The organism is Undibacterium sp. Ji42W (assembly GCF_049340405.1).
Classification (GTDB): Bacteria; Pseudomonadota; Gammaproteobacteria; order Burkholderiales; family Burkholderiaceae_D; genus Undibacterium.
Genome location: NZ_JBMPOV010000004.1, coordinates 278,843 through 303,319, shown reverse-complemented (window position 1 = coordinate 303,319; position 24,477 = coordinate 278,843). Strand labels below are relative to the sequence as shown.

The following is a 24,477-nucleotide window of genomic DNA, read 5'->3' as shown; positions in this document are numbered from 1 at the left end:
TAAAACAGGGATAGAACATGGCTGGACCTTTACAAGGTATTCGTGTCATAGAAATGGTAGGGCTGGGGCCTTGTCCTTTTGCCGCCATGATGCTCGCCGACATGGGGGCAGAAGTCATACGCATAGACCGCAAGCTGGCACCTGGTGCGAACAATCCTTTCCCCATGCTGGGTACAAAATATGATGTCATGGCAAGAGGGCGGCGTTCGCTCGCTCTGGACTTAAAACAGGCAGAAGCCAAAGCCGTCTTGCTGGACCTGGTGGCAAGTGCAGATATCTTGCTGGAAGGTTTCCGGCCAGGTGTCATGGAACGACTGGGCCTGGGGCCGGAAATCTGCCAGCAACGCAATCCACGTCTTGTATATGGACGGATTACAGGCTGGGGCCAGGATGGTCCATTGGCGCAGGCGGCAGGACATGACCTGAATTACATCGCACTCAGCGGCATGCTGCATGCCATGGGGCGGGCCGATACTCCACCAGCACCGCCCTTGAATCTGGTTGGCGATTTTGGTGGCGGTGCCATGATGCTGGCTTTTGGTGTGGTCTGCGCCGCCCTGGAAGCACGCAGCTCCAGCAAAGGGCAGGTGGTGGATGCGGCCATGGTCGATGGCTCGGCCTTGTTGGGGGCGATGATTTACGGCTTCCGTGCCTTCGGTGCATGGTCAGACCAGCGTGGTGCAAATATGCTGGACGGCGGCGCGCATTTTTATGACACTTACGCCTGCTTTGACGGTAAATTCATCTCCATAGGTGCGATAGAGCCGCAGTTTTATGCTTTGTTGCTGGAGCGGGCAGGTATCACTGACCCTGCATTCCATGCGCAAATGAATAGCCGGAAGTGGCCGGAATTGAAAGAAAAGTGCACCGCGCTGTTCAAGACCAAAACCCGCCAGCAATGGTGTGAATTAATGGAAGGAACAGATATTTGCTTTGCACCAGTACTGGATATGGCAGAAGCACCTGAGCATCCACACAATCAGGCCAGAGCCAACTTTACTGATATCGAAGGCATATTGCAGCCAGCACCTGCGCCACGATTTAGCAGGACAGCAGCAGAAATCAGCAGGCCGCCGGCAGCGCCAGGCCAGCATAGCGCAGAAATTTTGCATGACTGGGGGGTGAGTGAAGAGAGGATAGCCAGTTTAAAAGCAAGCCAGGTGATTTGATATTCTTCTCGTCACTCTATTAGCTTGGCGGCAGCCTCAAATTCAAACTGATGCATGTAGTGTCTGAGTTGTATCATGACATCCTGATTGAACTGGCTGGCAATGGCTGTTTCATTTTCTTCAAACAGGCTTTGTGCATCCGCGTCCGATGCTGCGAGCAGGATGCGCAGATTAGATACGATATTTTTTGCCTCGGCTTCATCGACGATGACTTCTTCATGCTGAGGCAAAATTCCTGGTAATACTATTTTTAATTCATCCAGCACGGCATTGAGCGACTGGGTAAGTGGCTTCAGGGTACTCAGGATAAATTCTCTGTCTTCCTCCTTGCTGAGTTTGTATTCCAGTTCTGCCGCTATTTTTTGCAGTTTAGTCGCACCTATACTGCCTGCCAGGCCTTTGAGCGTATGGCTGAGTCTTTCTGCATTACCGTACTCGCCAATTTGTATGAGCCTGTTTAAATCATGCAGAGTATCAGCCTGGCTTTGCTCAAACCTGTGCAGCATATTGATATAAAACTCGTGACGCCCGCCCATGTAATGGAGGCCCAGGCTGGTATCGAGTTCATTGAATTGCGGGAATCCCGCATCTTCATCATCAAACACAGTACTGGTGATCAGGCTGCCGGGTACCGGCAGTTCATGTTCGGTATCCATCCAGTGCGAGACTATTGTGAACAAGGCGTCAGGCTGTATGGGTTTGGTCAGATAATCCTGCATGCCTTCGCGCATGCAGCGCTCGCGAATGTCACCGACTGCATGCGCGGTCAGCGCGATGATGGGCGTATCATCCAGACGAGCATCTTGCCTGATTTTTGCGGCGGCTTCATGACCATCCATGATAGGCATTTGTAAATCCATGAATATCATGGCGTAATACCCAGGTTCATTTGCCATGATGAGGCGTACGGCCTCTTCACCATTGTCGGCAACATCGGCGGTAATGCCCACCATGCTTAGCAACTCGATGGCGATTTGTTGGTTGACGGGATTATCCTCCGCCAGCAAGACACGACGACCGGCATGGTTTTGTGCTGCAATATTGGCGCTATGGGTCACACCTGATTCTGCATGCGAGTCTGATTCACCATGCAGGCTAAAGTCTATCTCCAGCGGCAAGGTGAAGGCAAATGTCGATCCCTGATTCTCCTGACTGTAAACAGCAATCTGTCCACCCATTAATTCCACCAGACGACGTGAGATGGATAAGCCCAGCCCTGTTCCCCCGTATTTGCGGGTAGTCGAGCCATCCGCCTGGGTAAATGGCTGGAACAGGTTTTGTTGTTGCTCGGCAGACATGCCTATGCCTGTATCTCTTACTGAAAATGTCAGATCAGTTGTTTCAGAAGGGGTGGGCAATCTTTTGACACTGACTTCAATTTCGCCGCCGCTGGGAGTGAATTTGACAGCATTATTGACCAGATTGGTCAGTATCTGGCCCAGCCTCAGCGGGTCGCCGCGTAAACGTGAAGGCACTTCTTCAGCAATTCTCACAATATAGGCGATCTGTTTTTCTATGGCTTTCTGGCTGGTCAGGGTCGATACGCTATCGAGCACATCCTTGATTGAAAATGGAATTTTTTCCACATCCAGCATGCCAGCTTCTATCTTTGAAAAATCCAGTATGTCATTGATGATACCCAGCAGCGATTCGCCTGCATGATGAATTTTGCTGACATAGTCATATTGTTTGGGTGTCAGCCTGGTTTGCAGGGCAAGATGCGCCAGGCCGATGACTGCATTCATCGGCGTGCGGATTTCATGACTCATATTGGCCAGGAATTCACTTTTCAATTTGGTGGCATCTTCAGCTTTTTTGCGTGCCTGCCTTTCTGTGATGCTTGCGTCTTCGAGTTGTTGTTGGGTCTGACGCAACTCGCGATAGGCATTGGCATTATCCAGCGCAATCGCACCGTAAGAGCAAAGGCTACGAAAGATCAGGCATTCTCTTTCACCATAGGCATATTCACGCGGCGTTTGTATGCTCATCACACCCAGTATGCGTTCGCCTATGCTCAGCGGTGCAAATAGCAGACTCAATGTTCCCAGTGTATTTGGTACAACGGGAAAATCGTTGTCTGGTAGCAGTTCAAGCTTGACTTCCCGTCTTTCACGCACACAGCGCGCACTCGACGCACGCGTATCTATCAATGCGACTTCATGGTAAGGATGAGGCATATTTTCTTCTATGCCAAATGCCTGTGTCAGCGTCTGCCCATCTGCTGAGAGCATGTAGATGATAAAGGTTGTCGCGTCCAGCAAATCTTTCAGATGATAATGTATGGCTTCAAATACTGCTTCGGGATCAAGGTTGGATGTAATTTCCTGGCCTATTCTGCCCAATCGCTCTAGCGTGGTTCCCGCTTCCTGCAAGGTGGCAGCGCGACGGGCTTCAGAAACAGCAATCAATCTTTGTTGTTCTGCTTCTGCTCTGATCAATTCAGTTTCATGTCTGACCTGCGCCATGGCGGTACGGTTATTTGCCTGTTTTTTGCTTTCCCGCTGCTCTGCGGCAATGGCCAGTCGTGCATAAAGTAAAGCTTTGTTGCTGTCTCCTGCGTCAGCCCATGCATCGCTCAAGGCCATCAGTAATTCTGTGCTGGCTTGCCAGCCTTCTGTCAATTCACCTGCTCGCAATGATTCTTCAAGATAATGGATGATGGCATTTGGTGCATCCATTGTTTCTGGGCCGCTAATGACGTGGCGGGCATGTATTTCAGCAAGCGTCTGATTAAGAGTGACCCCCAGGGCCGTGAACTGGTGCTGGTCTATGAAGGATTTTGCCTCGGCGATGGTAGCTAATGCAGCATCTGCCTGGTTTGATGCTGACAATGCTCTGGCATAGCGTATCAAAGCTTGCGGCAAATCGTCCATGGATTGAGCAGCTCGGAATAGCAGGATTGCCTCGTTAAAACAGGCCAGGGCCCTGCTGGTTTCACCCTGAATGAGCAGACATTCTGCCAACTCAGCATGAACTATCGCCTTGTTGATTCCGCCAGGCGTTTTTGAGAAACTATTCAGCGCTTCTTCAAGTATTTTTTGACTACGTTCATACTGACCCAATTGCCTCAACAGACTACCCAAATGCGCCATGGCATTGCCTATCAATGCAGGCCATTCTGTTTTACGGGCACGCTCCACAGCCCAGTCGAAGACGCCAGCCGCACCTTCCAGATCGCCGACAGTCTGCATGGATTCACCAGAGTTACCAGCAGAAACGATGGCCAGCCTGACCATGCCAGTCTGTCGGGCAAGTTCGCTGGATTGCAAATAGTAAACCGAAGCCCTGGCTGGTTCACGACGGCCATGAATCACGCCATAGGCTGCTGCCATATGGGCGGCAACTGCAGGGTGATCGCGGTGCACATATTGTTCATCAAAATCCGCATAGCGACGCGAGGCTGCCAGCGGATCATAAAATGCCAGTTCATAGATGACCCAGGATTCAGCAATGGCCAACCTAAGCGTGTCATTGGCCTTGAAATACCAGGTCTTTGCTGCCGCGCATGAGCGGGCCTCTCTGCCAGCATCACCTTGTTCCAATGCGAGGCTGGCACTGGTCAGGCTGGCATCACCCAGCCCGACGGTATCGCCGAGTTCATTGAATTTGCTGATGGCTTGTGCCAGCAATTGTTCGGCAACGGTCAGGTCGCAAAACAATGCCGCGATTTCAGCTTCAATCAGGCAAAGCCGCGCATGAAATTGATTTTTGAGTTTTTCGGGGATATTTGCGTCTGCAAGATCGGCTTTGACTGCGATCACCAACTCGCTTGCGCTTTGACTATCCCTTTGCCGCAGATACCAGGCTAATGTCAGTTGACTAATCAATTTTTCCAAACCTTGCGCTGAAGCCAGCCCGTTGACTAGCTGGGTCACTTCCTCTTCAGTGGCAAATAGATTCATGGTCGCAGGCGATATAGAATTGATCAAATAATACCTTATGACAAGCTGCTTGACGGATTAAGAAGCACGCTTTGTTGCAAACTCGGCAGGAACTAAACAGAGACGGTGTTTAGCCAGTCGCAAAACAGGAACTTTTTAGCAGTCTATGTATCTCATTCACTTGCTTGATATTCTATTGATATATTATCGAAGTCGCATTGATATTGAAGAATGCGAAAGAATGCAGATAAATGCAAGCTAAGTCTGAAGTCTGGCAAATTAAATAATAAACTAAAGGGGAGAATTTATGCGTGTGTCAAAACTGCTGCCGCTGGCCTGGGCTGTCATGCTAAGCTTGCCTGCGCTGGCCGCTGAGCCAGCCGCCAAGCCAGATGCTGAGAAAAAGAAATGGGATGTCAATCATCCCCCCGGCGAAAGCAAGACAGTCAATATTGACACCCGCACTGGTACCTGGATGAGCGTGGACGTCAGCCCGGATGGCAAGCAACTGGTGTTTGATTTGCTCGGCGACTTATATACACTACCCATTGCCGGTGGTGATGCCAAGGCTTTGACACACTCTATCGCCTGGGAAATGCAGGCGCGCTTTTCGCCGGATGGCAAGCAGATTGCTTATATGTCTGATGCCGGTGGTGGTGACAATGTTTGGGTCATGAATGTCGATGGCAGCAATGCACATGCAGTCAGTAAAGAAGATTTTCGGCTTTTGAATAATCCCGTCTGGCATCCGAATGGTCAGTATATCGCCGCCCGCAAGCACTATACAGGCACCCGTTCCTTGGGTTCAGGTGAAATCTGGCTGTATCACCAGAATGGTGGCACAGGTGTGCAGTTGAATGAAAAGCCCAATTGGCAAAAAGACCTGGGTGAGCCGGCATTTTCACCTGATGGCCGCTATGTTTATTATTCGCAAGACACAACGCCAGGCACGTCCTTTGAATACAATAAAAATTCCAACGGGCAGATTTACCAGATTTTCCGCCGTGACCTGCAAGATGGCAAGGTCAAAGCTTTCGTCAGCGGTCCCGGCGGTGCAGTGCGCCCAGTACCTTCGCCGGATGGCAAATACCTGGCCTTTGTGCGCCGCATCCGCAATCAGTCTGCCTTGTTCCTGAAAAATTTGCAGACTGGTGAAGAAAGCGCAGCCTGGCCTGAACTGGAGCGTGACATGCAGGAAGCCTGGGCCATACAAGGTGTGTATCCAGCTTTTGCCTGGATGCCTGGCAGCAAAGAGATTGTGGTCTGGGCCAAGGGTAAGCTATGGCGTCTCGACCCATTCAGCCACAAGGCAGTGGATATCCCTTTCCATGTACAAGACACCAGGGAGGTGCGCAGCGCCTTGCGCTTTCCACAAGAAGTTGCTCCGGATCAGTTTGATGTACACCAGTTACGCTGGGTGAATGTCGCGCCGCAGGGGGATAAGGTCGTGTATTCAGCTCTGGGGCATATCTATCTCAAAGACCTGCCAAACGGCACGCCACGCCGCCTCACTACGCAAAGCACACATTTTGAATTCTTCCCCAGCTTTTCACGGGATGGCAAGACTGTGGTATTTAGTAGCTGGAATGATGAAAAGCTCGGCTCTGTCAGGACAGTAGAGCTGGCTAGCGGCAAGGAAACTATTGTGACCAAGGCACCTGGCAAATATTTGCAGGCGCGTTTTTCACCTGATGGCAAGCAAGTCGCCTATGTCAAAGCCAAGGGTGGCTACTTGACTACGCCCTGGCATGGTATGGAAACTGGCGTATTCCTGGCGAATGCAGATGGTAAATCCGATCCGCGTCTGTTGACGGAAGAGGGCGGCTCCCCACAATTTGGCAAGGACGGGCAAGCAGTGTACGTTACACGCACCCAGTACACAGGCGAAGTTGACTGGACTACGTCACTGGTACGCGTGCCTCTGGATGACAAGCCTGAGCAGCCAGTCGCAAAAAGTGAGTTTGCCGGTGAATTTGCGATTTCGCCGGACGGCGAGTGGCTGGCTTTTGGCGAACGCTATCACGCCTATGTGACGCCATTGCCGCTCGCTGGCAAGGCGGTCACCATAGGGCAGAAAATGGATGCGCTGCCTGTTAAGCAACTGGACGTGAATGCTGGTCAATACCTGCACTGGTCTGGCGACAGCAAGCGTATCAACTTCTCACTCGGCGATGAATTATTCAGCCGTGAATTGAAAGATGCTTTTGCTTTCGTGCCGGGCGCACCATCTGAATTGCCAAAACCGGTAGAACAGGGGCAAAAGATAGGTTTCCGTCAGGCTGCTGACAAACCGAGTGGCTACACAGTCATATCCGGCGCCAGAATCGTTACCATGAAAGGCGAGGAGGTCATCGAAGATGGCCGGATTGTCATCAAGGATAACCGCATCGTTAGTGTTGGTAAATCTGCTGACGTGGCCATACCTGCAGGTGCAACGCAGATTGATGCCAAAGGCAAAACCATCTTGCCGGGTCTGGTCGATGTGCACTGGCATGGCAGCATGGGTGAGAGCGGTATTATCCCGCAGCAAAGCTGGGTGAATTATGCTTCGCTGGCTTTTGGTGTGACGACTATCCATGATCCGTCGAACGACACTGGCGAAATCTTCACGCAAAGCGAATTGCAAAGAGCAGGGCAAGTGCTGGGGCCGCGTATTTACTCTACCGGCACGATACTGTACGGTGCCAAGGGCAATTTCGCCGCCATCGTGAATAATCTCGATGATGCCTTGACACATCTGAAGCGCCTCAAGGCAGCAGGTGCCATTTCAGTCAAGAGCTATAACCAGCCAAGGCGCGAGCAACGCCAGCAAATTCTGGAAGCGGCCCGCCAGACGCAAATGATGGTGGTGCCGGAAGGTGGTTCGCTGTTCCAGACCAATATGAGCATGGTAGTCGACGGCCATACTGGTGTTGAACATGCCTTGCCAGTTGAGAAAGTGTATGACGATGTCAAACAACTGTGGTCGCAGACGCAGGTAGGCTATACCCCGACGCTGGGAGTCGCCTACGGTGGTCTTGATGGCGAGCATTATTGGTATGCCCATACCGATGTCTGGAAACATCCTCTGCTGAGTAAATATGTACCGCGTTCAGTACTGGAACCACGTAGCGTCAGACGTGAGACTGCACCGGAAGAAGACTTCAATGTCATCAAGGTGGCGCAGACTGCAACCGCCTTGCAACGAGCCGGTGTTCCCGTCAATCTCGGTGCACATGGTCAGCGTGAAGGCCTGGCAGCACACTGGGAATTATGGACCCTGGTCAAAGGTGGCATGACACCGATGGAAGCGATACGCAGCGGCACCATCAACGGCGCACGTTATCTGGGCATGGATAAGGACATAGGCTCTCTGGAAGTCGGCAAACTGGCAGACTTGATGATTATTGATGGTGATGTCCTCAAAGACATACAGCAATCAGACAAACTCAGCCATGTCATGCTGAATGGGCGTTTGTATGAATCTGCTACCTTGAATGAAGTGGGTAAAACCAAAAAAGTGCGCAAGGCTTTCTTTTTTGAAGGCAAGAGCGGCGGTGAAATGCCAATAGAAGGCGATGAGCATGCGCACGGCCACTAATGCCTGAATAAGCGACTCAGTGTCATGAAGAATGCAGCTATTGAAAAATAGCTGCATTTTTTGCATCTTCTCACAGTCAAGATATACAGTTTCTTATAACGATTAAAGCGGCCTGTATCCTAAGTTGCTGGTGGCATGTGTCACAATAGCGGCTTGACGCATTAGTCTGGTGCATTTTATATTGCTTTAATGGTATTGAATTGCCGACTTTGCAGCCTTGATTCTATGTCCAACCATCTGGAGTTCTATCATGTTTCAGCACGTCGAAGCCTATCCTGGCGATCCTATCTTGTCTTTGAACGAGGCCTTTGGTAAAGACCCTCGCACCAACAAGATCAATTTGTCTATCGGTATTTATTTTGACGATGCTGGCAAGATTCCTATGCTGCCATCCGTGCGTGCAGCCGAACACAAGGTAGTGGCAGATGCTGGTGCCCGTCCTTATCTGCCTATGGAGGGCGCAGCAAATTTCCGCACAGCGGTGCAGGAGCTATTGTTTGGCGCAGACAGTGCGGCAGTTAAAGCTGGCCGTGTCGTGACTATCCAGGCGGTTGGTTCCAGCGGTGGCCTCAAGGTGGGCGGTGATTTCATCAAGCGTTATTTCCCAACATCGACCATGCTGGTCAGCGACCCTACCTGGGATAATCACAAGGCTGTCTTTGAAGGTTGTGGGCTGACTGTCAAAACCTATCCTTACTACGACGCAGCAACCGGTGGCTTGCGTTTTGATGCCATGATAGAAGCACTGAAGGTCGCGGAAAAGAAAAGCATCGTCCTGCTGCATGCCTGCTGCCACAACCCTACTGGTGTCGATTTGACCCAAGAACAGTGGCAACAACTGGTGCCGGTATTGAAAGAGCGTGAACTGATCGCCTTCCTCGATCTGGCTTACCAAGGCTATGGTGACGGTATCGTCGAAGATGCCTATGCAGTGCGCTTGCTGGCTGAGCAGGGCTTGAGCTTCTTCGTGGCAAACTCCTTCTCCAAGAGTATGAGCCTGTATGGCGAACGTTGCGGTGCCCTGAGCGTGGTTTGCCCAGATGCAGCGCAGGCAGTCAATGTCCTGGGTCAGATGAAGGCAACAATCCGCCGCAATTACTCCAACCCACCTCTGCATGGTGGCCAACTGGTAGCCCGCGTACTGAGCGACCCTGAACTGCGTCCTATGTGGGAAGCAGAAGTCGTTGCCATGCGTGACCGTATCCAGTTGATGCGCCGTAAATTGCATGACGTACTGAGTGCAAAATTGCCAGGTCGCGACTTTAGTTACTTCTTGACGCAACGTGGCATGTTCAGCTACACAGGTTTGACGGCTGAGCAGTGTGATCGCCTGAAAGAAGAGTTCGGTGTTTATCTGGTCCGTTCTGGCCGTATGTGTATTGCGGGTCTAAATACTGGTAACGTAGAAGCGACAGCGAATGCTATTGCGGCTGTTTTAGGCTGATTGTCATTGTCCCTGTCCGCACATCTTCCGGACAGGGACTTTCCTCGTTGTGGTTTTATATGAAAAATAGTTATCTGTTATCTTTGTTGGTATTTTTGACCGCAAATGCTTTTTCTGCCGAACTGGTTTATAAAACCTATGTAAATGGTCGATATGGTTTTTCGATAGATTATCCAGATTATCTTATCCCGCAAGGCGAAGCTGCAAACGGCGATGGTCAAGTGTTTTTATCAAAAGATGGCGAAGCTGAATTACGCGTTTATGCCAGAGCCTGCATCGATGACTGGGATACGACGCCCGCAGAATTTCTTAAGAAGGCAGAGGCAGAAAAAGTAAAAGAAGGCAGGGTCATTTCTTACCGTGCGAAAGGAAAAGGCTTTGCTGTCGTCTCTGGTACCAAAGGAAGGCAGATTTACTATGATAAATTACTGACGACTGGTAACTGGTGCACTTTCTTTCAATGGAATTACGCTGCCAGTAACAAAGAAAAATATGATGAAGCAACCAAGCTCATCGCAAACTCTTTCAAGCCTTGATTCTTCTATCTTAAAATAGAAGATCGCCAAAAAAAATATCAAAAAAGACAAGCCTGGCGATGTGACATTAAACTCCAAATGTTAGTATGGCATCTCTGTCATTCTCATTCCATGTGGAGTAATCATGAAGCCAGTAGTGCAATTATTGTGCTGGATGCGTTTATACCTGCTGGGGCTTTGCATTTCGCTCTCAGGCTGCGCAATCCAGTTGGCACCTGCTTATGACAAGACAGTGGTTGATGGATTGGTCGCAGTCAATACTGACACCATGATTTTGCTTGCCAACATGTCTAACGGAAGTGATAAAAGTAGTTTTTCCTCCCGCGTTGATAATTACAATTCCCTGATTGGCCGCCTGGATGCCCTAAGTTTGCAGGCTGGTGCCCGGCCTATGCCAAAAAACAAGGTGACCGATACCATCAATCAACTGCTTGATAAACGTGGTAGCCGTGCCATGTCAGGTGACGATAGTACGCCACCTAGTGCGTATGCCATCAAAAAAGTATCAGAAACTCTGAGCAAAATGCGTGATGTAGATCGTTTGCAAGGCGTGACTGCTTATGAGGCGCAGGCTTTCAAGGGGCAGGCCGTGATCTACCTGGATCAGGCAATTACGTATGAAAATTTCTTGCAACGTTAATTCCGGCGGAGTAAATATGGTACTTGATCTAGATCAACTCGTCACTGATATGCAGGCAGCAGCCTCTGGTGTTTTGCAAGCTGATGTAACAACCTTGCGCGGATTTACGCAACAACAGTTAAAAGCCATAGCACAACAGGCTGAGCTGGTCACTACCGGCATATTGACCAAGCAGATTACGCCTGAAACCCAGCAGTTTTTCCTGGATGGGCTGGAGGACATGGCCTTAAGCTTCGCCAAAACCTTGCGGGGTTTGCTGATGGTCACCACAGAAAAAGTTTGGAATGCAGTCGTAGGCGTACTGTGGTCTGCAATTTCCAAGGCGACCAATCTGGTGTTGCCTGTACCAGTCATGAATTCTTGACGGTTCTTAGCACATTCCGACGCCGATTTGTCTAAGGCAAACTGCACGAGTCTTCATTGCATCCCGCGGCCTGCTTGGGTTTGCCTTCATTCGCGCTGATAAGCTCTTCTGTAGCATCTGTCTCTGCCACCAACTGACCCAGCATGCTGCCCAGTTTAAGGTCGTCGATATGACCAAAGTGATGAAATCTGATGCGCCCCTGCCGGTCTATGAGCAAGATACTTGGTGTGCCGCGCAAGCCATATTTCTGCATGCTTAAAGGAATTCCACTGACTGGATCTGGCATGTCGATGGCAATCGGGAAACGCAAACGATATTCGTGGATAAAGGCTTTTAAGGCTTCTTTACCCATCGCATGATGATGCTCAAACACCGTGTGCAATCCTATCACCGCAAGTTCTTGCTGCGAAAATACATTCCTTACTGCGCTTGCCTGTGGCAAGCCATGTGTGACACAGGCAGGGCATAGCATTTGAAAACTATGCAGGAATACGACTTTGCCGCGTAAAGACTGTAAGCTGATAGTTGCATCAGTGTTGAGCCAATCTGAAGTAATGAGTTCAGGTGCGATGCTGTTGATCATGGATATCTCCATTTTCCTTTTATTTGAATTTATCTGAGCAGGGTGCGGAGTTATCCGCACCTTGAAAAAACGAATTAATTTTTGCTGGCTGCGTTCAGCTTGATTTTGGGAAAATCAACCGGTACATCCAGTGCCACATTGATATAGTTGGTGTACAGATTGAGAGCAACATGGGCCATGATTTCAACGATATGTTCATCGTCATAACCGTGTGACCGCAAGGCTTCCACATCATCTTTACTGATTTGGGCCCGCTGGCTGACTACCTTCAGCACAAATTTCAGTGCTGCATCAGTTTTTGCGTCATGCGAGTTGCCTGATTGGGCTGCTGCCATTTCTGCGCTACTGGCACCTGCTTTTTGTCCCAATACGGTATGTGCTGCCAGGCAGTATTCGCACTGATTCTGATTTGCTATGGCAACCGCAATTTGCTCTCCCAGTTTTGCCGGGATGACGCCATTGCCAAGGGCAGCAAAAGCAGACCACATGCTGTTGAGCGCCGCCTTAGAGTTGGCGACAGCGCGGAACATATTTGGCGTAGCACCAAAGGCAGTATTGATGTCATTCAAAATGGCATGACGTGTACCAGATGTTTCTTTGAGATTGATGAGTTGAACACGGGACATGGTGATTCCTTTTTGGTTTGTGGTTTCGACTTATTGATTGAATTTACCTGGCAGGCTGAGATTGCCTGAGGCGACTTTGAAAACATTGATCACGCAAAGTAATGGAGCATGGACGCTGGCATGGACGCGCAGGGCAGCAGTGACGCCATCAAAGCCGGCAGATTGAATGCTGGCTATATCATCAAAGGGAACACGCACTTCCAGCGTCTTGCCTTTGAAGGTGGGGTTCCAGCCCGGGCTGTCTATGAGTATGGGCAAGCCTGGCCAGGTTTTTGGCAGGCGGGGTTTGCTACCCTCGGGAATATCAACCACCTTCAGTGCATCTTTGCCGCAAGCCTGGTCGGGCTGCAAGACGACCCAGTGTGAGTGCCAGACATTGCCATCATTATTGGGATCGCCATCGCCGTTTTCATCAAAAAGCGGGGTGTCATCAAAGTCGGGGTGAGACGTAACAGCAAAAGCCAGTATGCCACTTTTAGGCTCGAAACCCACTACGGATGGATCCAGAGTCGTTGGCCAAACATAGGAGAAAACAGCGCTGCCCGCGAGCTTGCCTGATTTGGCGGGCCTGGTTTTGCCCGCCTTGCCGGAGACGGCAATATGAAAAATTGCGACATTGCCTTCAGTCGTAATCTTGGTGTGGAAAATATCAAAGTCAGGTTTGATCTTGCTGCTGGCTTCAGTTTGTATACCACCCTGATGTGCGTGATCATGCGCTGCTGCCCAGTGCATTGCATTTGTCACGGCCAGGCTGAGACCAAAACCAAGACTGAGGCAGAGTTTTTTGTATCTGTGTTCCATGTTTATCTTTCATATGTCATGTGACGGTTCTGTTTATTGCCACGCATTGCCAAGCTAATTTCTGATGCGTGTATTGTTTACATTCGACGCAAGAACCACAGCATCAAATATTATTAATAGGAGTCCTAATTAAATAAGTTAAAAAAATAGGCGAACTGCCTTGGCTAACTCATATTCAGCTATTCCATTCTTACTTATCCATTTTTATTTCATTTCTATTTTCTTCCAGTTATTGCGAATGATGTTGTTTGCTGTTTGTTGATGTTCAGGACAATCCAGGCGCAATTGCTCTTTGCGTAAAGGTGCATCCACCAGGGCACAATGATGGGGGGCGAACACATCGTCGTGTCTGTTCGGCATGAAGTGCGCACAAGTGACACAGGCGCGTATATCCGGAAAATGTTCGGCTTGCTGCAATTTGCCTATCAAGTTCAGCAGGCTGGTAAAAGTTTGTTCCTGTGCTGCAGGTGACAATTGCTCAATGGCTTCGCTGGCAAAACCGGTTGCACCAGCTATTTTTTTGACCAGCGCATGACCATCAGCAGTCAGTCTCAAGGCAATGGCGCGACCATCGTCTGGGGCACGGGCTTTTTCTACCAGACCTTTGGCAGTCAATGAACTCACAGAGTCGCTGGCACTGGCTGTGCTGACACCCAATTGCTCGGCTATCCATGAGAGCCTGACAGCATCTTTGCGAGCTGCCAGCATGTCTATGATATCGACTTGGGTGGGATTCAAACCTTCAGATGTGGCGAATTGCCAGGTGCCCGAGCGCAATACGCCGGCAATTCTGGCAATCGCATCCAGTATGCGTTCACTGGTTGCTGGCGTTTCGTCCCAAGGATGGCTGGCTGGCTTTTTCATGCACGCATTATGATGCAATAAAATGGATATGTAAAGGACTCCTAATTAAATTGTTTGTGCTTTTGATGTCGTGTGGATTTACCTGCTTCTATATATGGGATTTTATCGGTGTAGTCGAAGCCGGATGCATCTGGTGCTGAAATCAGGTGTTGAAGGTGAAAACACTTAATTTGTCTTCCGGTATGTTAATCCAATGGGTGCAAGCGTGTTTCAGATTTTCTGGATTGCCGTTGGTGTAAACATGAATGTGGGGAGTATCCCTGCTGGTATTTGTCAGATATCGCTCAGCTAGCAAACGCTGTATTTGGGATGCAACGGCTTTTCCAGTATCAATGAGTGTGATGGGGTCACCGTCGGGAATATACGCAGACGTGAGTTGCTGTATGAGCTTGGCGACAAAAGGATAATGGGTGCAACCCAGGACCAGCGTATCGACTTTTATATCAAGCAAAGGGCGCAGATATTTTTGCAGCAAAAGCCAGGTTTGATCTGCATTTGCTTCGGCTTTTTCTATTTGATCGACCAGGCCTATGCAGGCTTGCGGAATGAATTCCACGCCGGTCTCTGCACTTAACTTTGTGCTCAAGTGCTGATATTTTTCGCTTTGTATGGTGGACAGAGTTGCCAGTACGCCGACTTTCCTTGTCTTGCTAAGTATGCTTGCCGGTTTCAAGCCAGGCTCCATGCCAACAATGATGAGGTCTGGATAGTGCAGTCGCAAATGTTTGATTGCCGCGGCAGTGGCGGTATTGCAGGCAACTACCAGAGCCTTGATTTTCTTGCATTGCAAAAAATCTGTAACGGCGATACTGCGTTCCAGAATTTCTGCACTGGTCTTGTCACCATAAGGTGCGAAACCTGAGTCTGCCACATACAGCAATGCTTCATGTGGTAAGGTCTGGCGTATGTGCTGCAATACTGACAGGCCACCAAGGCCAGAATCAAATACCCCAATTGGAGCAGAGCGTGCAAATTCCTCTGATGCCATCGGGGGATTGACTCCTGTTTCTAACATTAATAATCAGGATGCGCTGACGGGAATGATACCTATCTTCGCCTGCCATTCTTTCGGGCCAGTGTTGTGTACAGACGTGCCGCTGGAATCAACCGCAACTGTGACTGGCATATCAACGACATCAAATTCATAAATCGCTTCCATGCCCAGGTCAGCAAAACCAACTACCGTAGCTGATTTGATGGCCTTGGAAACCAGATAAGCCGCACCACCTACTGCCATCAAGTATGCTGACTGGTGTTTGCGTATGGATTCAATGGCGATTGGGCCGCGTTCTGCTTTGCCTATCATCGAGATCAGGCCGGTTTTTTCCAGCATCATGTCAGTGAATTTATCCATGCGGGTGGCGGTAGTTGGGCCTGCTGGGCCAACTGCTTCATCACGTACAGGATCAACCGGGCCTACGTAATAAATAACACGGTTGGTGAAATCGACTGGCAATTGCTCACCCTTGGCCAGCATGTCCTGAATGCGCTTGTGGGCTGCATCACGACCTGTCAGCATTTTACCGTTCAGGAGCAAGGTCTGGCCTGGCTTCCAAGATGCGACTTCTTCCTTGGTCAGGGTGTTCAGATCGACGCGTTTGGATTTTTCTGTATCAGGTGCCCAACTGACATCTGGCCAGTCAGACAATTTTGGTGGTTCTATATAGCTGGGGCCAGAACCATCAAGCACAAAATGCGCATGGCGCGTTGCCGCACAGTTAGGGATCATGGCAACAGGCTTGGATGCTGCATGAGTAGGATACATATTGATCTTGACGTCGAGTACTGTCGTCAAACCGCCCAGACCTTGTGCGCCTATACCCAGTGCATTGATTTTGTCGCACAGTTCTATACGCAATTCTTCCGTCTTGTTTTGCGGGCCGCGTTGCTTGAGCTCATACATGTCGATGTCATCCATCAGGGATTCTTTCGCCATCAGCATGGCTTTTTCTGCAGTACCGCCTATACCTATGCCCAGCATGCCTGGCGGGCACCAGCCCGCACCCATGGTCGGTACGGTTTTCATTACCCAGTCAATCAAGGAATCAGAGGGATTCAACATGACGAATTTGGTCTTATTCTCGGAACCGCCACCTTTGGCTGCGACTTTGACATCGACTGTATCGCCAGGCACCAGCTCCATGTGCACTACGGCAGGAGTGTTGTCCTTGGTGTTTTTACGTTCGAAGTGGGGGTCTGCGACGATAGAGGCGCGCAGTTTATTGTCGGGGTCGTTATAACCGCGACGCACACCTTCATTGACTGCATCAATGATTGAACCACTGAAACCTTCAAAGCGCACGCTCATGCCGATTTTCAGGAATACATTGACGATACCTGTGTCCTGGCAAATTGGACGGCGACCCTCTGCACACATGCGCGAGTTGGTCAGGATTTGTGCAATAGCATCTTTTGCTGCTGGACTTTGCTCGGCTTCATAAGCGCGTGCCAGATGGGCGATATAGTCGGCTGGATGATAGTAACTGATGTATTGCAGCGCGGCGGCTACCGACTCGATCAGATCGTCTTGCTTGATGACTGTCATGATTTGGCTCTTGGCTAGGTAATAAAATTAAGTGATAAAAAATAAATGCGTTGTATAAATAATTAATGATTGTTGTTGGCTTGTGCAGTCCTCGTCATGATTTGATCGCAATGAGCTATAGCCAGGGCGGATAACAAGAAAACGAGATGAATGCAAGTCTGCGCAATGATAACGCCCGCACCATAGTTGCCCGCATTGATGAAGGTCTTGAGCAAATGTATCGATGAGATGCCGATGATCGCCATGGCCAGTTTGACCTTCAGTACCGAGGCATTGACGTGTGACAGCCATTCTGGCTGATCGGGGTGGCCATCGAGCCCCAAGCGAGAGACAAAAGTTTCGTAACCACCAATGATGACCATGATGAGCAGGTTGGAAATCATCACCACGTCTATCAGGCCCAGTACAACCAGCATGATGGTGGTTTCAGTCAGTTTTGTCGGCCTGACATCACCGGTGGAAACCGCATCAATAATATGCTTCAGCGCTGCCTCATTACCCATTGCAGCACCTATCAAATCCACCAGTTCTACCCAGAAGTGAAATACGTAAACGCATTGCGCAAGTATTAATCCGAGATAAAGTGGCAGTTGCAGCCAGCGGCTAAAAAAAATCAGGCTGGCAAGGGGGGATAGTTTGGCTGAAGAAACTGGTGTAGTCATGTCGGCAATCGTTGGTGGAAAGGGCAGTGGTCAATGCAAGCCCGTATTTTACATGCGCAGAGCCTGCTCGTGTAGCGAGGTAGCTGCGGCTATTCCAATATCAGGTATGTAGTGGAGATGTAATGGTATCTTTGTGGTATCATTTTTCAAAAGTGTAAGCGTAAGGCTTGAGTAAGTCTCCAAGTTTATGGTTTGCCCTGTGTTTAAAGGTGATAATTACTGCCACAATCTGGTGCAATGCCAGCTTGGGGTGAAGCTGTACAGAAGATTTTAATCTAACGATAACAAGCTGGAGATAACAATGTCTGACCTCAACGCCGCGCAAGCTGAAGCTAAAACAGAATCCCGCGTTTTTTACCCCCCCGCTGCATTTGTTGCCAATGCGGCTATCCCAAGCATGGAAGCGTATAACGTACTATGCAAAGAAGCTGAGCAAGATTACGAAGGTTTCTGGGCGCGCCTGGCACGCGAAAATCTGCATTGGCACAAAGACTTCAGCACAGTGCTGGATGAATCCACGGCGCCTATGTACAAATGGTTTGAAGACGGTTTGCTAAACGTGTCTTATAACTGCCTTGACGTGAACCTGCAAAAGGGTAATGGCGATAAAGTAGCGCTGATTTTTGAGGCAGATGGTGGTGATGTCACCAAGGTGACGTATAAGGATTTGCATGAAAAAGTCTGCCAGTTTGCCAATGGCCTGAAGTCTCTGGGTATCAGTAAGGGTGACCGCGTTGTGATCTACATGCCCATGTCCGTTGAAGGCGTGGTTGCCATGCAGGCCTGTGCACGGATAGGTGCGACGCATTCTGTGGTGTTTGGTGGTTTCTCCGCCAAGTCCTTGCAAGAGCGCATTGTGGATGTGGGTGCTGTTGCGGTTATCACTGCCGATGAACAAGTCCGTGGTGGCAAGCATTTGCCCTTGAAAGCGATAGTGGATGAGGCGTTGGCATTAGGTGATTGCGAAAAAGTAAAAAGTGTCGTCATCTATCAACGCACGGGCGGCAATATCAATGTCGCCGCCGGGCGTGATGTATGGATGCACGAATTGGTAGCAACACAGTCCGCAGTATGCGAGCCTGAATGGGTCAGTGCAGAGCATCCTTTGTTCATACTTTATACATCTGGCTCTACAGGCAAACCAAAAGGTGTACAGCATTCGTCCGGTGGTTATTTGTTGTGGGCTATCTTGACGATGAAATGGACGTTTGATATCAAACCGTCCGATGTGTTCTGGTGTACTGCTGATATAGGCTGGGTCACTGGCCACACCTATATTACTTATGGCCCGCTGGCAGCCGGCGCAACTGAAATCGTGTTTGAAGGCGTACCTACATTCCCGAATGCCGGGCGCTTCTGGAGCATGATAGAGAAACATAAAGCCACTATCTTCTATACTGCGCCTACAGCGATACGTTCGCTGATCAAGGCCGCAGATGGTGACGCCAATATCCACCCCAATAAATTTGATTTGTCATCCCTGCGCTTGCTGGGCTCTGTCGGTGAGCCTATCAATCCTGAGGCGTGGATGTGGTATTACAATAATATTGGCCGCACCAATTGTCCAATTGTTGATACCTTCTGGCAGACAGAAACAGGTGGACACATGATGTCGCCCCTGCCAGGCGCAACGCCTATGGTGCCGGGTTCATGTACCTTGCCTTTGCCAGGCATCATGTCTGCTATTGTTGATGAAACAGGTCATGATTTGCCGAATGGACAGGGCGGCATCCTGGTTGTTAAGCGTCCATGGCCTTCCATGATACGTACCATTTGGGGTGATCCTGAGCGCTTCAAGAAAAGCTATTTCCCGGAAGAGTTCGGCGGTAAAGTTTATCTGGCTGGTGATGGTGCGATACGCAATAAAGATACTGGTTACTTCACCATCACTGGTCGTATCGATGATGTATTGAATGTATCTGGTCACCGCATGGGTACGATGGAAATCGAATCTGCTTTGGTGGCAAATCCTCTGGTGGCGGAAGCCGCCGTGGTGGGCAAACCTGATGACACCACAGGCGAGGCTATTTGTGCCTTTGTTGTATTGAAGCGCTCACGTCCAACCGGCGATGAAGCTAAAAAAATCGCAACAGAGTTACGCAATTGGGTAGCGAAAGAAATTGGCCCTATCGCAAAGCCCAAGGAAATCCGCTTTGGCGATAATTTGCCAAAGACGCGCTCTGGCAAGATCATGCGCCGCTTGCTGCGTGTATTGGCCAAGGGTGAGGAAATTACTCAGGATATCTCAACGCTGGAAAATCCTGCTATTCTGGAACAATTGAAGCAAGCACAATAGGCAGGCGCAATAAGTAAATGCATTATTTGATCAGTAGTAAATAAAATGGCGCTGCAATTTGCAGCGCCATTTTTGTTACGATATCTGATTAGCGATTAGTGCGCGACATGTACACGAGGCGTTCAAATAAATGCACATCCTGCTCATTTTTAAGCAAGGCACCATGCAAAGGAGGAACGATAGCCTTATTGTCTTTGCTGCGCATGGCTTCTAAAGGAATATCTTCTGCCAGCAAAAGTTTCAGCCAGTCTATGAATTCTGAGGTGGAAGGTTTTTTCTTAAGGCCCGCAACGTCACGGATTTCATAAAAGGTTTGCAATGCCTGTGCCAGTAAATCGGACTTCAGTTTTGGGAAGTGCACGTCAACGATCTTTTGCATCGTTTCCTTGTCGGGGAATTTGATGTAATGGAAGAAGCAGCGGCGCAAGAAGGCATCAGGCAACTCTTTTTCATTGTTAGACGTAATGATAACCAGCGGGCGATGTATGGCGCGTACCATCTCACGGGTTTCATAGACATAAAATTCCATGCGGTCCAACTCGCGCAACAAGTCATTCGGAAATTCTATGTCGGCTTTATCGATTTCATCGATGAGCAAAACCACAGGCTCGTCTGCGGTAAAGGCCTGCCATAGCACGCCTTTGATAATGTAGTTATGGATATCCTTGACGCGTTCGTCGCCGAGCTGAGAATCACGTAGGCGCGAGACGGCATCGTATTCATACAAACCCTGCTGCGCCTTGGTCGTGGATTTGATATGCCACTGCATCAGAGGCATATTAAGGGCGGCAGCGACTTCTTCTGCCAGCATGGTTTTACCTGTGCCTGGCTCGCCCTTGATCAATAGCGGGCGTTGCAGACTCAGAGCGGCATTGACGGCCAGTTTCAAATCATCGGTGGCGACATAATTGTCGGCACCGTCAAAGCGTAAAGTAGTTGGAGCTTGTGACATGGATATAAACTCGACGTGTTGGGTTGCTTGAGAGTGTAAAGAGTATAAGCGAGAATTTGCCCTCTTGTGAACGGCTGTTCTTTTTTCTGTGCAGTCAACGCAGAAAGGCAATAATTTTTTTGCCAGGAGTTGCGTAAGTGCAGCTTTTTTGTCCTTTAGAGAAGGGCTAGCCCGAGGTTTTTTGCGCAAATCTGATTGTAATCAGCTAAAATGCTGAGTTATATCAAAACACTGAATTTATTGATCTGCCTGCTAATTAATAATCGCTAATATGAAAAAATTGTTTGCACTCCTCGCTATGGCGAGCCTCGCTCAAGCTGCTACTGCGGCAGATCCGGTTGGCAATCCTAAAGATGCTGCTGATAAAAAAATCGCGATGTGTATTGGTTGCCATGGCATTCCTGGCTACAAAGCAAGTTTCCCTGAGGTGTATCAGGTGCCTATGATAGGTGGGCAATCTGCCAAATATATAGAAAACGCCTTGAAGGCTTATCAAAAAGGCGACCGCAAGCATCCATCCATGCGCGGCATAGCCGGTAGCCTGACTGATCAGGATATTGCAGACTTGGCAGCATATTACTCTCAACAAAAATAAGAATAAGGATAAGATCATGAAGAAAACTTTGTTGATGGCAACCCTGTTGTCCAGCTTGTCTTTCGCAGCTTATGCAGGTGGTGATATTGAGGCCGGCAAGGAAGCAGCAAAAAAATTCAATTGCGCGTCTTGCCATGGTGAAAATTATTCCAAGCCCATAGACCCTAGCTATCCAAAGCTGGCAGGTCAACATGCCGATTATCTTGCTCAGGCCTTGCATTCATATCAGCGCGGTGGCGATGTTCAAAATGGTCGTTCTAATCCGACGATGGCGGCACAGGCCAAGGCGCTGTCAAACAAGGATATACAGAATATCGCAGCGTATTTGCATAGCTTGCCAACTGAGTTGGTATTAAAAAAATAAGTTCTCTTTTGGATAGTTTTCAAAAAAGCCACGAATATTCGTGGCTTTTTTACACCTCTTGCATTCATGCGAATTGCTGTCTGGTCTTGAATTGCGCCGCACTTTTTTAAGAGGTGAAAAAAAACCGGCTGAAAGCCGGTTTTTCTTAAGTAATTAAAAATTACTTGGAAGCAGATGCGGAAGCTGCTGCTGGAGCGGAAGCTGCTGCAGATGCTGCAGGAGCTGCGCCAGATGCTGCTGCTGCGTCAGATGCTGCTGCTGGAGCAGGAGCTGCTGCTGGGGCTTCTACTGGAGCAGATGCTGGTGCAGGAGCTGTTGCAGATGCTGCTGGAGCGGATGCTTCAGGAGCTTTTTTCTCGCCGCAAGCAGCCAGAGTCAATGCCAACAGGGAAACGAGCAAGAGTGATTTTTTCATGTTTGTACTTTCAATAAATAGATCAAAAAAGAAGATCAAAACTTTGCGATGAATAATTACCGGTAATTATCGCTCTATAGGTTAATTCGCGAGCTTCTCGCCAAAACGACATTCGGCCCCTACGAAAGTTTCCTAACCCGGAATTATAATGATTTTTCCATTAATGGAATAGGTATAGATGCATTTTTGCACTCAAATCAATCATTATTTCTAGACAAGAGGCTATTTTAAGTAGGAAATTTCAGGTTTTCCATGAAAATAAACTACTTTTAGGAAGAAAATTTTCTTTCATATTCCAAAATAATGACGCATTGCAGCAATCATTCGCGTAGATTTAGCCAGCCATCCTCATACCAAAGGCAAAAAGTTTCTATCGCATCTGCGGAAATATTCGCCAGATCAGCGCCATCAAGCTCTCTTTGATTTGCTAATTTGTTCAGACAAATCTTATCTTCCTTGCCAACCGCAAACGATTCTCCGTTGATGAAAACATGTTTTCCTTTATATAACATCAGCGATTTGCGTGAGAGCTTCAGACCATTTTTCTGGGCTGACTGATGGAAACGTTTAGGTGCCAGCGGTTTTTCTGGTCCGCTGAAGAAAACACTGGGTTTGGGTTCGGTCAGGTGTTCACCTAGAAAAATGAGTACGTCATCATCGGTAAATTGAATCTTGGCAATCTCATCAGCAACCTGCTCCAGCATGTCATTGCTGATTTCTGCCGGTTTGGTGCTGACTTTTAGGCCAGGGTCTGCATATCTTCCTGGCAAGTCTATCGAGTCAGACATGAAGTGCAGGAAGGATTCACCCAGTTCCTGGTAAGACGGTGCACGGAAACCTATGGAGTAAGTCATGCAGTCGCCTATGGCGATGCCATCGTGTGCATATTTGGGTGGCAGATACAGCATGTCGCCTGGTTCCAGCACGAATTCTTGCTCTGCCTTGAAGTTGCGCAAAATCTTGAGTGGCATGCCATCAATCAGCGTCAAGTCTTTTTGTGCTCCTATGCGCCATTTGCGCTGCCCATGCGCCTGCAGCAGGAATACGTCATAAGAATCGAAATGTGGGCCAACGCCGCCGCCATCAGCAGCAAAGCTGATCATCAGGTCATCAAGCCTGCTGTCAGGGATGAAGCGGAATTGCCTGAGCAGCGCATCTGCCTTGTCATCATGCAAATTAACGCCTTGTACCAGCAGCGTCCAGTCTTTCTTTTCTTTGACTGGCAGCGTGGTTTGCGGGCCAGCCTTCATTTCCCAGTGTTTGTTGAAAAAGCTGATGAGCCTGGATTCAACATCCTCACGGCCAGCCATGTCAAACAAATCCGCTTTAGGGATCAGTGGCTGGAAGTCAGGGATGGCCTGGCGTATCAGCAGGGGCTTCTTGTGCCAATACTCATTGAGAAATTCTTCTGCTGTAATGCCGCCCAGCAGGGGCAGGGGAATGGTAATTTTTTTCATGCCCGCATTATAGGCCGAGGCAAAGGACTCGACTAGACAGGTATAATCTCAGGGCAAATAAATTTTTAAGGAATTGCTATGAAGATAGGCAAAAATTCAGTTGTTACTGCAGTCTATACCTTGAAAGACGCACAAGACAATCTGATAGAAGAGGGTCAGGAGCCTATGGTTTACCTGCATGGCGGGTACGACAATGTGTTTCCCAAGATAGAAGAAGCTCTGGAAGGCAAGGAAAAGGGTTTCAGCACCATTATTCAGCTCAACCCTGAGGATGCTTTTGGTGACTATGATGCAGCCCTGGTGAAAGTGGAGCCGCGCGAGCGTTTCCCATCTCCGCTGGAAGTCGGTATGCAGTTTGAAGGCATGCCCGAAGAGGCTGGAGAGGCGGAAGACGATGACAATGCGCATATCTTTACGATCACTGATATTGCCGACGACAAAGTCGTGCTGGATGGCAACCATCCCCTGGCAGGCATCGCATTGCGCTTTAGCCTGACGGTGGAGGATGTGCGTGCTGCCTCTGATGAAGAAGTTGCTCATGGTCACGTACATGGCGCTCATGGTCATCAACATGACGAAGATGACGAGGACGAGGACGATGACGGTATGGGCGATGCATATCGCAGCCATCCTTTGCACTAAGTTGCAATAAAAAAAATGCCGCTGAAGAATTTCAGCGGCATTTTTTCTTTCAGGGTCTGCC

General features: G+C 49.1%; 21 protein-coding genes. 11 read left to right on the top strand and 10 right to left on the bottom strand.

The annotated features are described in order from the left end of the window. Positions 1-17: 17 nt before the first annotated feature. Positions 18-1,169: a CaiB/BaiF CoA transferase family protein gene (locus ACO0LG_RS10680; protein ID WP_423026102.1), complete on the top strand. Its 1,152-nt coding sequence runs from the start codon at positions 18-20 to the stop codon at positions 1,167-1,169. Positions 1,170-1,180: 11 nt separating this feature from the next. Here ACO0LG_RS10680 and ACO0LG_RS10675 read toward each other — a convergent pair whose 3' ends face one another. After that, entirely contained in the window at positions 1,181-5,071 is a 3,891-nt protein-coding gene (locus ACO0LG_RS10675; RefSeq protein ID WP_423026100.1) for an ATP-binding protein, read from the bottom strand. Positions 5,072-5,357: 286 nt separating this feature from the next. Here ACO0LG_RS10675 and ACO0LG_RS10670 point away from each other — a divergent pair, with 286 nt between their 5' ends. From ACO0LG_RS10670 to ACO0LG_RS10650, 5 genes are all read left to right on the top strand, one after another. After that, the gene (locus tag ACO0LG_RS10670) at positions 5,358-8,630 is read left to right on the top strand and encodes an amidohydrolase family protein (protein ID WP_423026098.1); all 3,273 of its coding nucleotides are present in this window, start codon (positions 5,358-5,360) and stop codon (positions 8,628-8,630) included. Between the two features lie 250 nt (positions 8,631-8,880). Then, positions 8,881-10,074, top strand: a complete 1,194-nt coding sequence (locus ACO0LG_RS10665) for an aromatic amino acid transaminase (protein WP_423026096.1) — start codon at positions 8,881-8,883, stop codon at positions 10,072-10,074. Positions 10,075-10,133: 59 nt separating this feature from the next. After that, positions 10,134-10,610, top strand: a complete 477-nt coding sequence (locus ACO0LG_RS10660) for a hypothetical protein (protein ID WP_423026094.1) — start codon at positions 10,134-10,136, stop codon at positions 10,608-10,610. A 124-nt stretch (positions 10,611-10,734) separates the two neighbouring features. Continuing rightward, entirely contained in the window at positions 10,735-11,250 is a 516-nt protein-coding gene (locus ACO0LG_RS10655; protein WP_423026092.1) for a hypothetical protein, read from the top strand. Between the two features lie 16 nt (positions 11,251-11,266). Beyond that, a complete protein-coding gene (locus ACO0LG_RS10650) occupies positions 11,267-11,614 on the top strand; it encodes a hypothetical protein (protein ID WP_423026091.1) in 348 nt (115 codons plus the stop codon). Between the two features lie 31 nt (positions 11,615-11,645). On the opposite strand, the gene ACO0LG_RS10645 is transcribed toward ACO0LG_RS10650, so the two are convergent. The 7 genes from ACO0LG_RS10645 to ACO0LG_RS10615 all read right to left on the bottom strand — a co-directional run bounded on the left by ACO0LG_RS10645 (position 11,646) and on the right by ACO0LG_RS10615 (position 17,695). Continuing rightward, positions 11,646-12,197 (bottom strand): redoxin domain-containing protein, encoded by a 552-nt coding sequence (locus ACO0LG_RS10645; RefSeq protein ID WP_423026089.1) that lies wholly within the window; start codon positions 12,195-12,197, stop codon positions 11,646-11,648. A 74-nt stretch (positions 12,198-12,271) separates the two neighbouring features. Further along, positions 12,272-12,823, bottom strand: a complete 552-nt coding sequence (locus tag ACO0LG_RS10640) for a carboxymuconolactone decarboxylase family protein (RefSeq protein ID WP_423026087.1) — start codon at positions 12,821-12,823, stop codon at positions 12,272-12,274. Between the two features lie 30 nt (positions 12,824-12,853). After that, positions 12,854-13,624, bottom strand: a complete 771-nt coding sequence (locus tag ACO0LG_RS10635; RefSeq protein WP_423026085.1) for a hypothetical protein — start codon at positions 13,622-13,624, stop codon at positions 12,854-12,856. A 204-nt stretch (positions 13,625-13,828) separates the two neighbouring features. After that, entirely contained in the window at positions 13,829-14,488 is a 660-nt protein-coding gene (locus ACO0LG_RS10630; protein ID WP_423026083.1) for a MarR family winged helix-turn-helix transcriptional regulator, read from the bottom strand. Positions 14,489-14,630: 142 nt separating this feature from the next. Next, complete coding sequence (murI, locus tag ACO0LG_RS10625; RefSeq protein ID WP_423026081.1) at positions 14,631-15,476, bottom strand: glutamate racemase; 846 nt, start codon at positions 15,474-15,476, stop codon at positions 14,631-14,633. 33 nt (positions 15,477-15,509) lie between these two features. Then, entirely contained in the window at positions 15,510-17,033 is a 1,524-nt protein-coding gene (locus ACO0LG_RS10620; protein WP_423026079.1) for a fumarate hydratase, read from the bottom strand. 62 nt (positions 17,034-17,095) lie between these two features. After that, the gene (locus ACO0LG_RS10615; protein ID WP_423026077.1) at positions 17,096-17,695 is read right to left on the bottom strand and encodes a TIGR00645 family protein; all 600 of its coding nucleotides are present in this window, start codon (positions 17,693-17,695) and stop codon (positions 17,096-17,098) included. Between the two features lie 301 nt (positions 17,696-17,996). Between ACO0LG_RS10615 and acs the strand changes: the two genes are divergently transcribed. Beyond that, entirely contained in the window at positions 17,997-19,991 is a 1,995-nt protein-coding gene (gene acs, locus ACO0LG_RS10610; RefSeq protein WP_423026075.1) for an acetate--CoA ligase, read from the top strand. A gap of 88 nt (positions 19,992-20,079) precedes the next feature. Here acs and ACO0LG_RS10605 read toward each other — a convergent pair whose 3' ends face one another. Further along, positions 20,080-20,943, bottom strand: coding sequence for an AAA family ATPase (locus ACO0LG_RS10605; protein ID WP_423026073.1), 864 nt, complete (start codon positions 20,941-20,943; stop codon positions 20,080-20,082). 271 nt (positions 20,944-21,214) lie between these two features. On the opposite strand from ACO0LG_RS10605, the gene ACO0LG_RS10600 reads away from it, so the two are divergent. From ACO0LG_RS10600 to ACO0LG_RS10590, 3 genes are all read left to right on the top strand, one after another. Next, a complete protein-coding gene (locus ACO0LG_RS10600) occupies positions 21,215-21,538 on the top strand; it encodes a c-type cytochrome (protein WP_423026071.1) in 324 nt (107 codons plus the stop codon). 16 nt (positions 21,539-21,554) lie between these two features. Further along, positions 21,555-21,902: a c-type cytochrome gene (locus ACO0LG_RS10595; protein WP_423026069.1), complete on the top strand. Its 348-nt coding sequence runs from the start codon at positions 21,555-21,557 to the stop codon at positions 21,900-21,902. Positions 21,903-22,076: 174 nt separating this feature from the next. Then, the gene (locus ACO0LG_RS10590) at positions 22,077-22,334 is read left to right on the top strand and encodes a hypothetical protein (protein ID WP_423026067.1); all 258 of its coding nucleotides are present in this window, start codon (positions 22,077-22,079) and stop codon (positions 22,332-22,334) included. A gap of 303 nt (positions 22,335-22,637) precedes the next feature. Here the strand turns inward: ACO0LG_RS10590 and ACO0LG_RS10585 are convergent, their stop codons facing one another. Next, on the bottom strand, positions 22,638-23,774 hold the full coding sequence (locus tag ACO0LG_RS10585) for a JmjC domain-containing protein (RefSeq protein WP_423026065.1): 1,137 nt from the start codon (positions 23,772-23,774) through the stop codon (positions 22,638-22,640). 78 nt (positions 23,775-23,852) lie between these two features. Here ACO0LG_RS10585 and ACO0LG_RS10580 point away from each other — a divergent pair, with 78 nt between their 5' ends. Next, positions 23,853-24,416: an FKBP-type peptidyl-prolyl cis-trans isomerase gene (locus ACO0LG_RS10580; protein ID WP_423026063.1), complete on the top strand. Its 564-nt coding sequence runs from the start codon at positions 23,853-23,855 to the stop codon at positions 24,414-24,416. Positions 24,417-24,477: the final 61 nt, after the last annotated feature.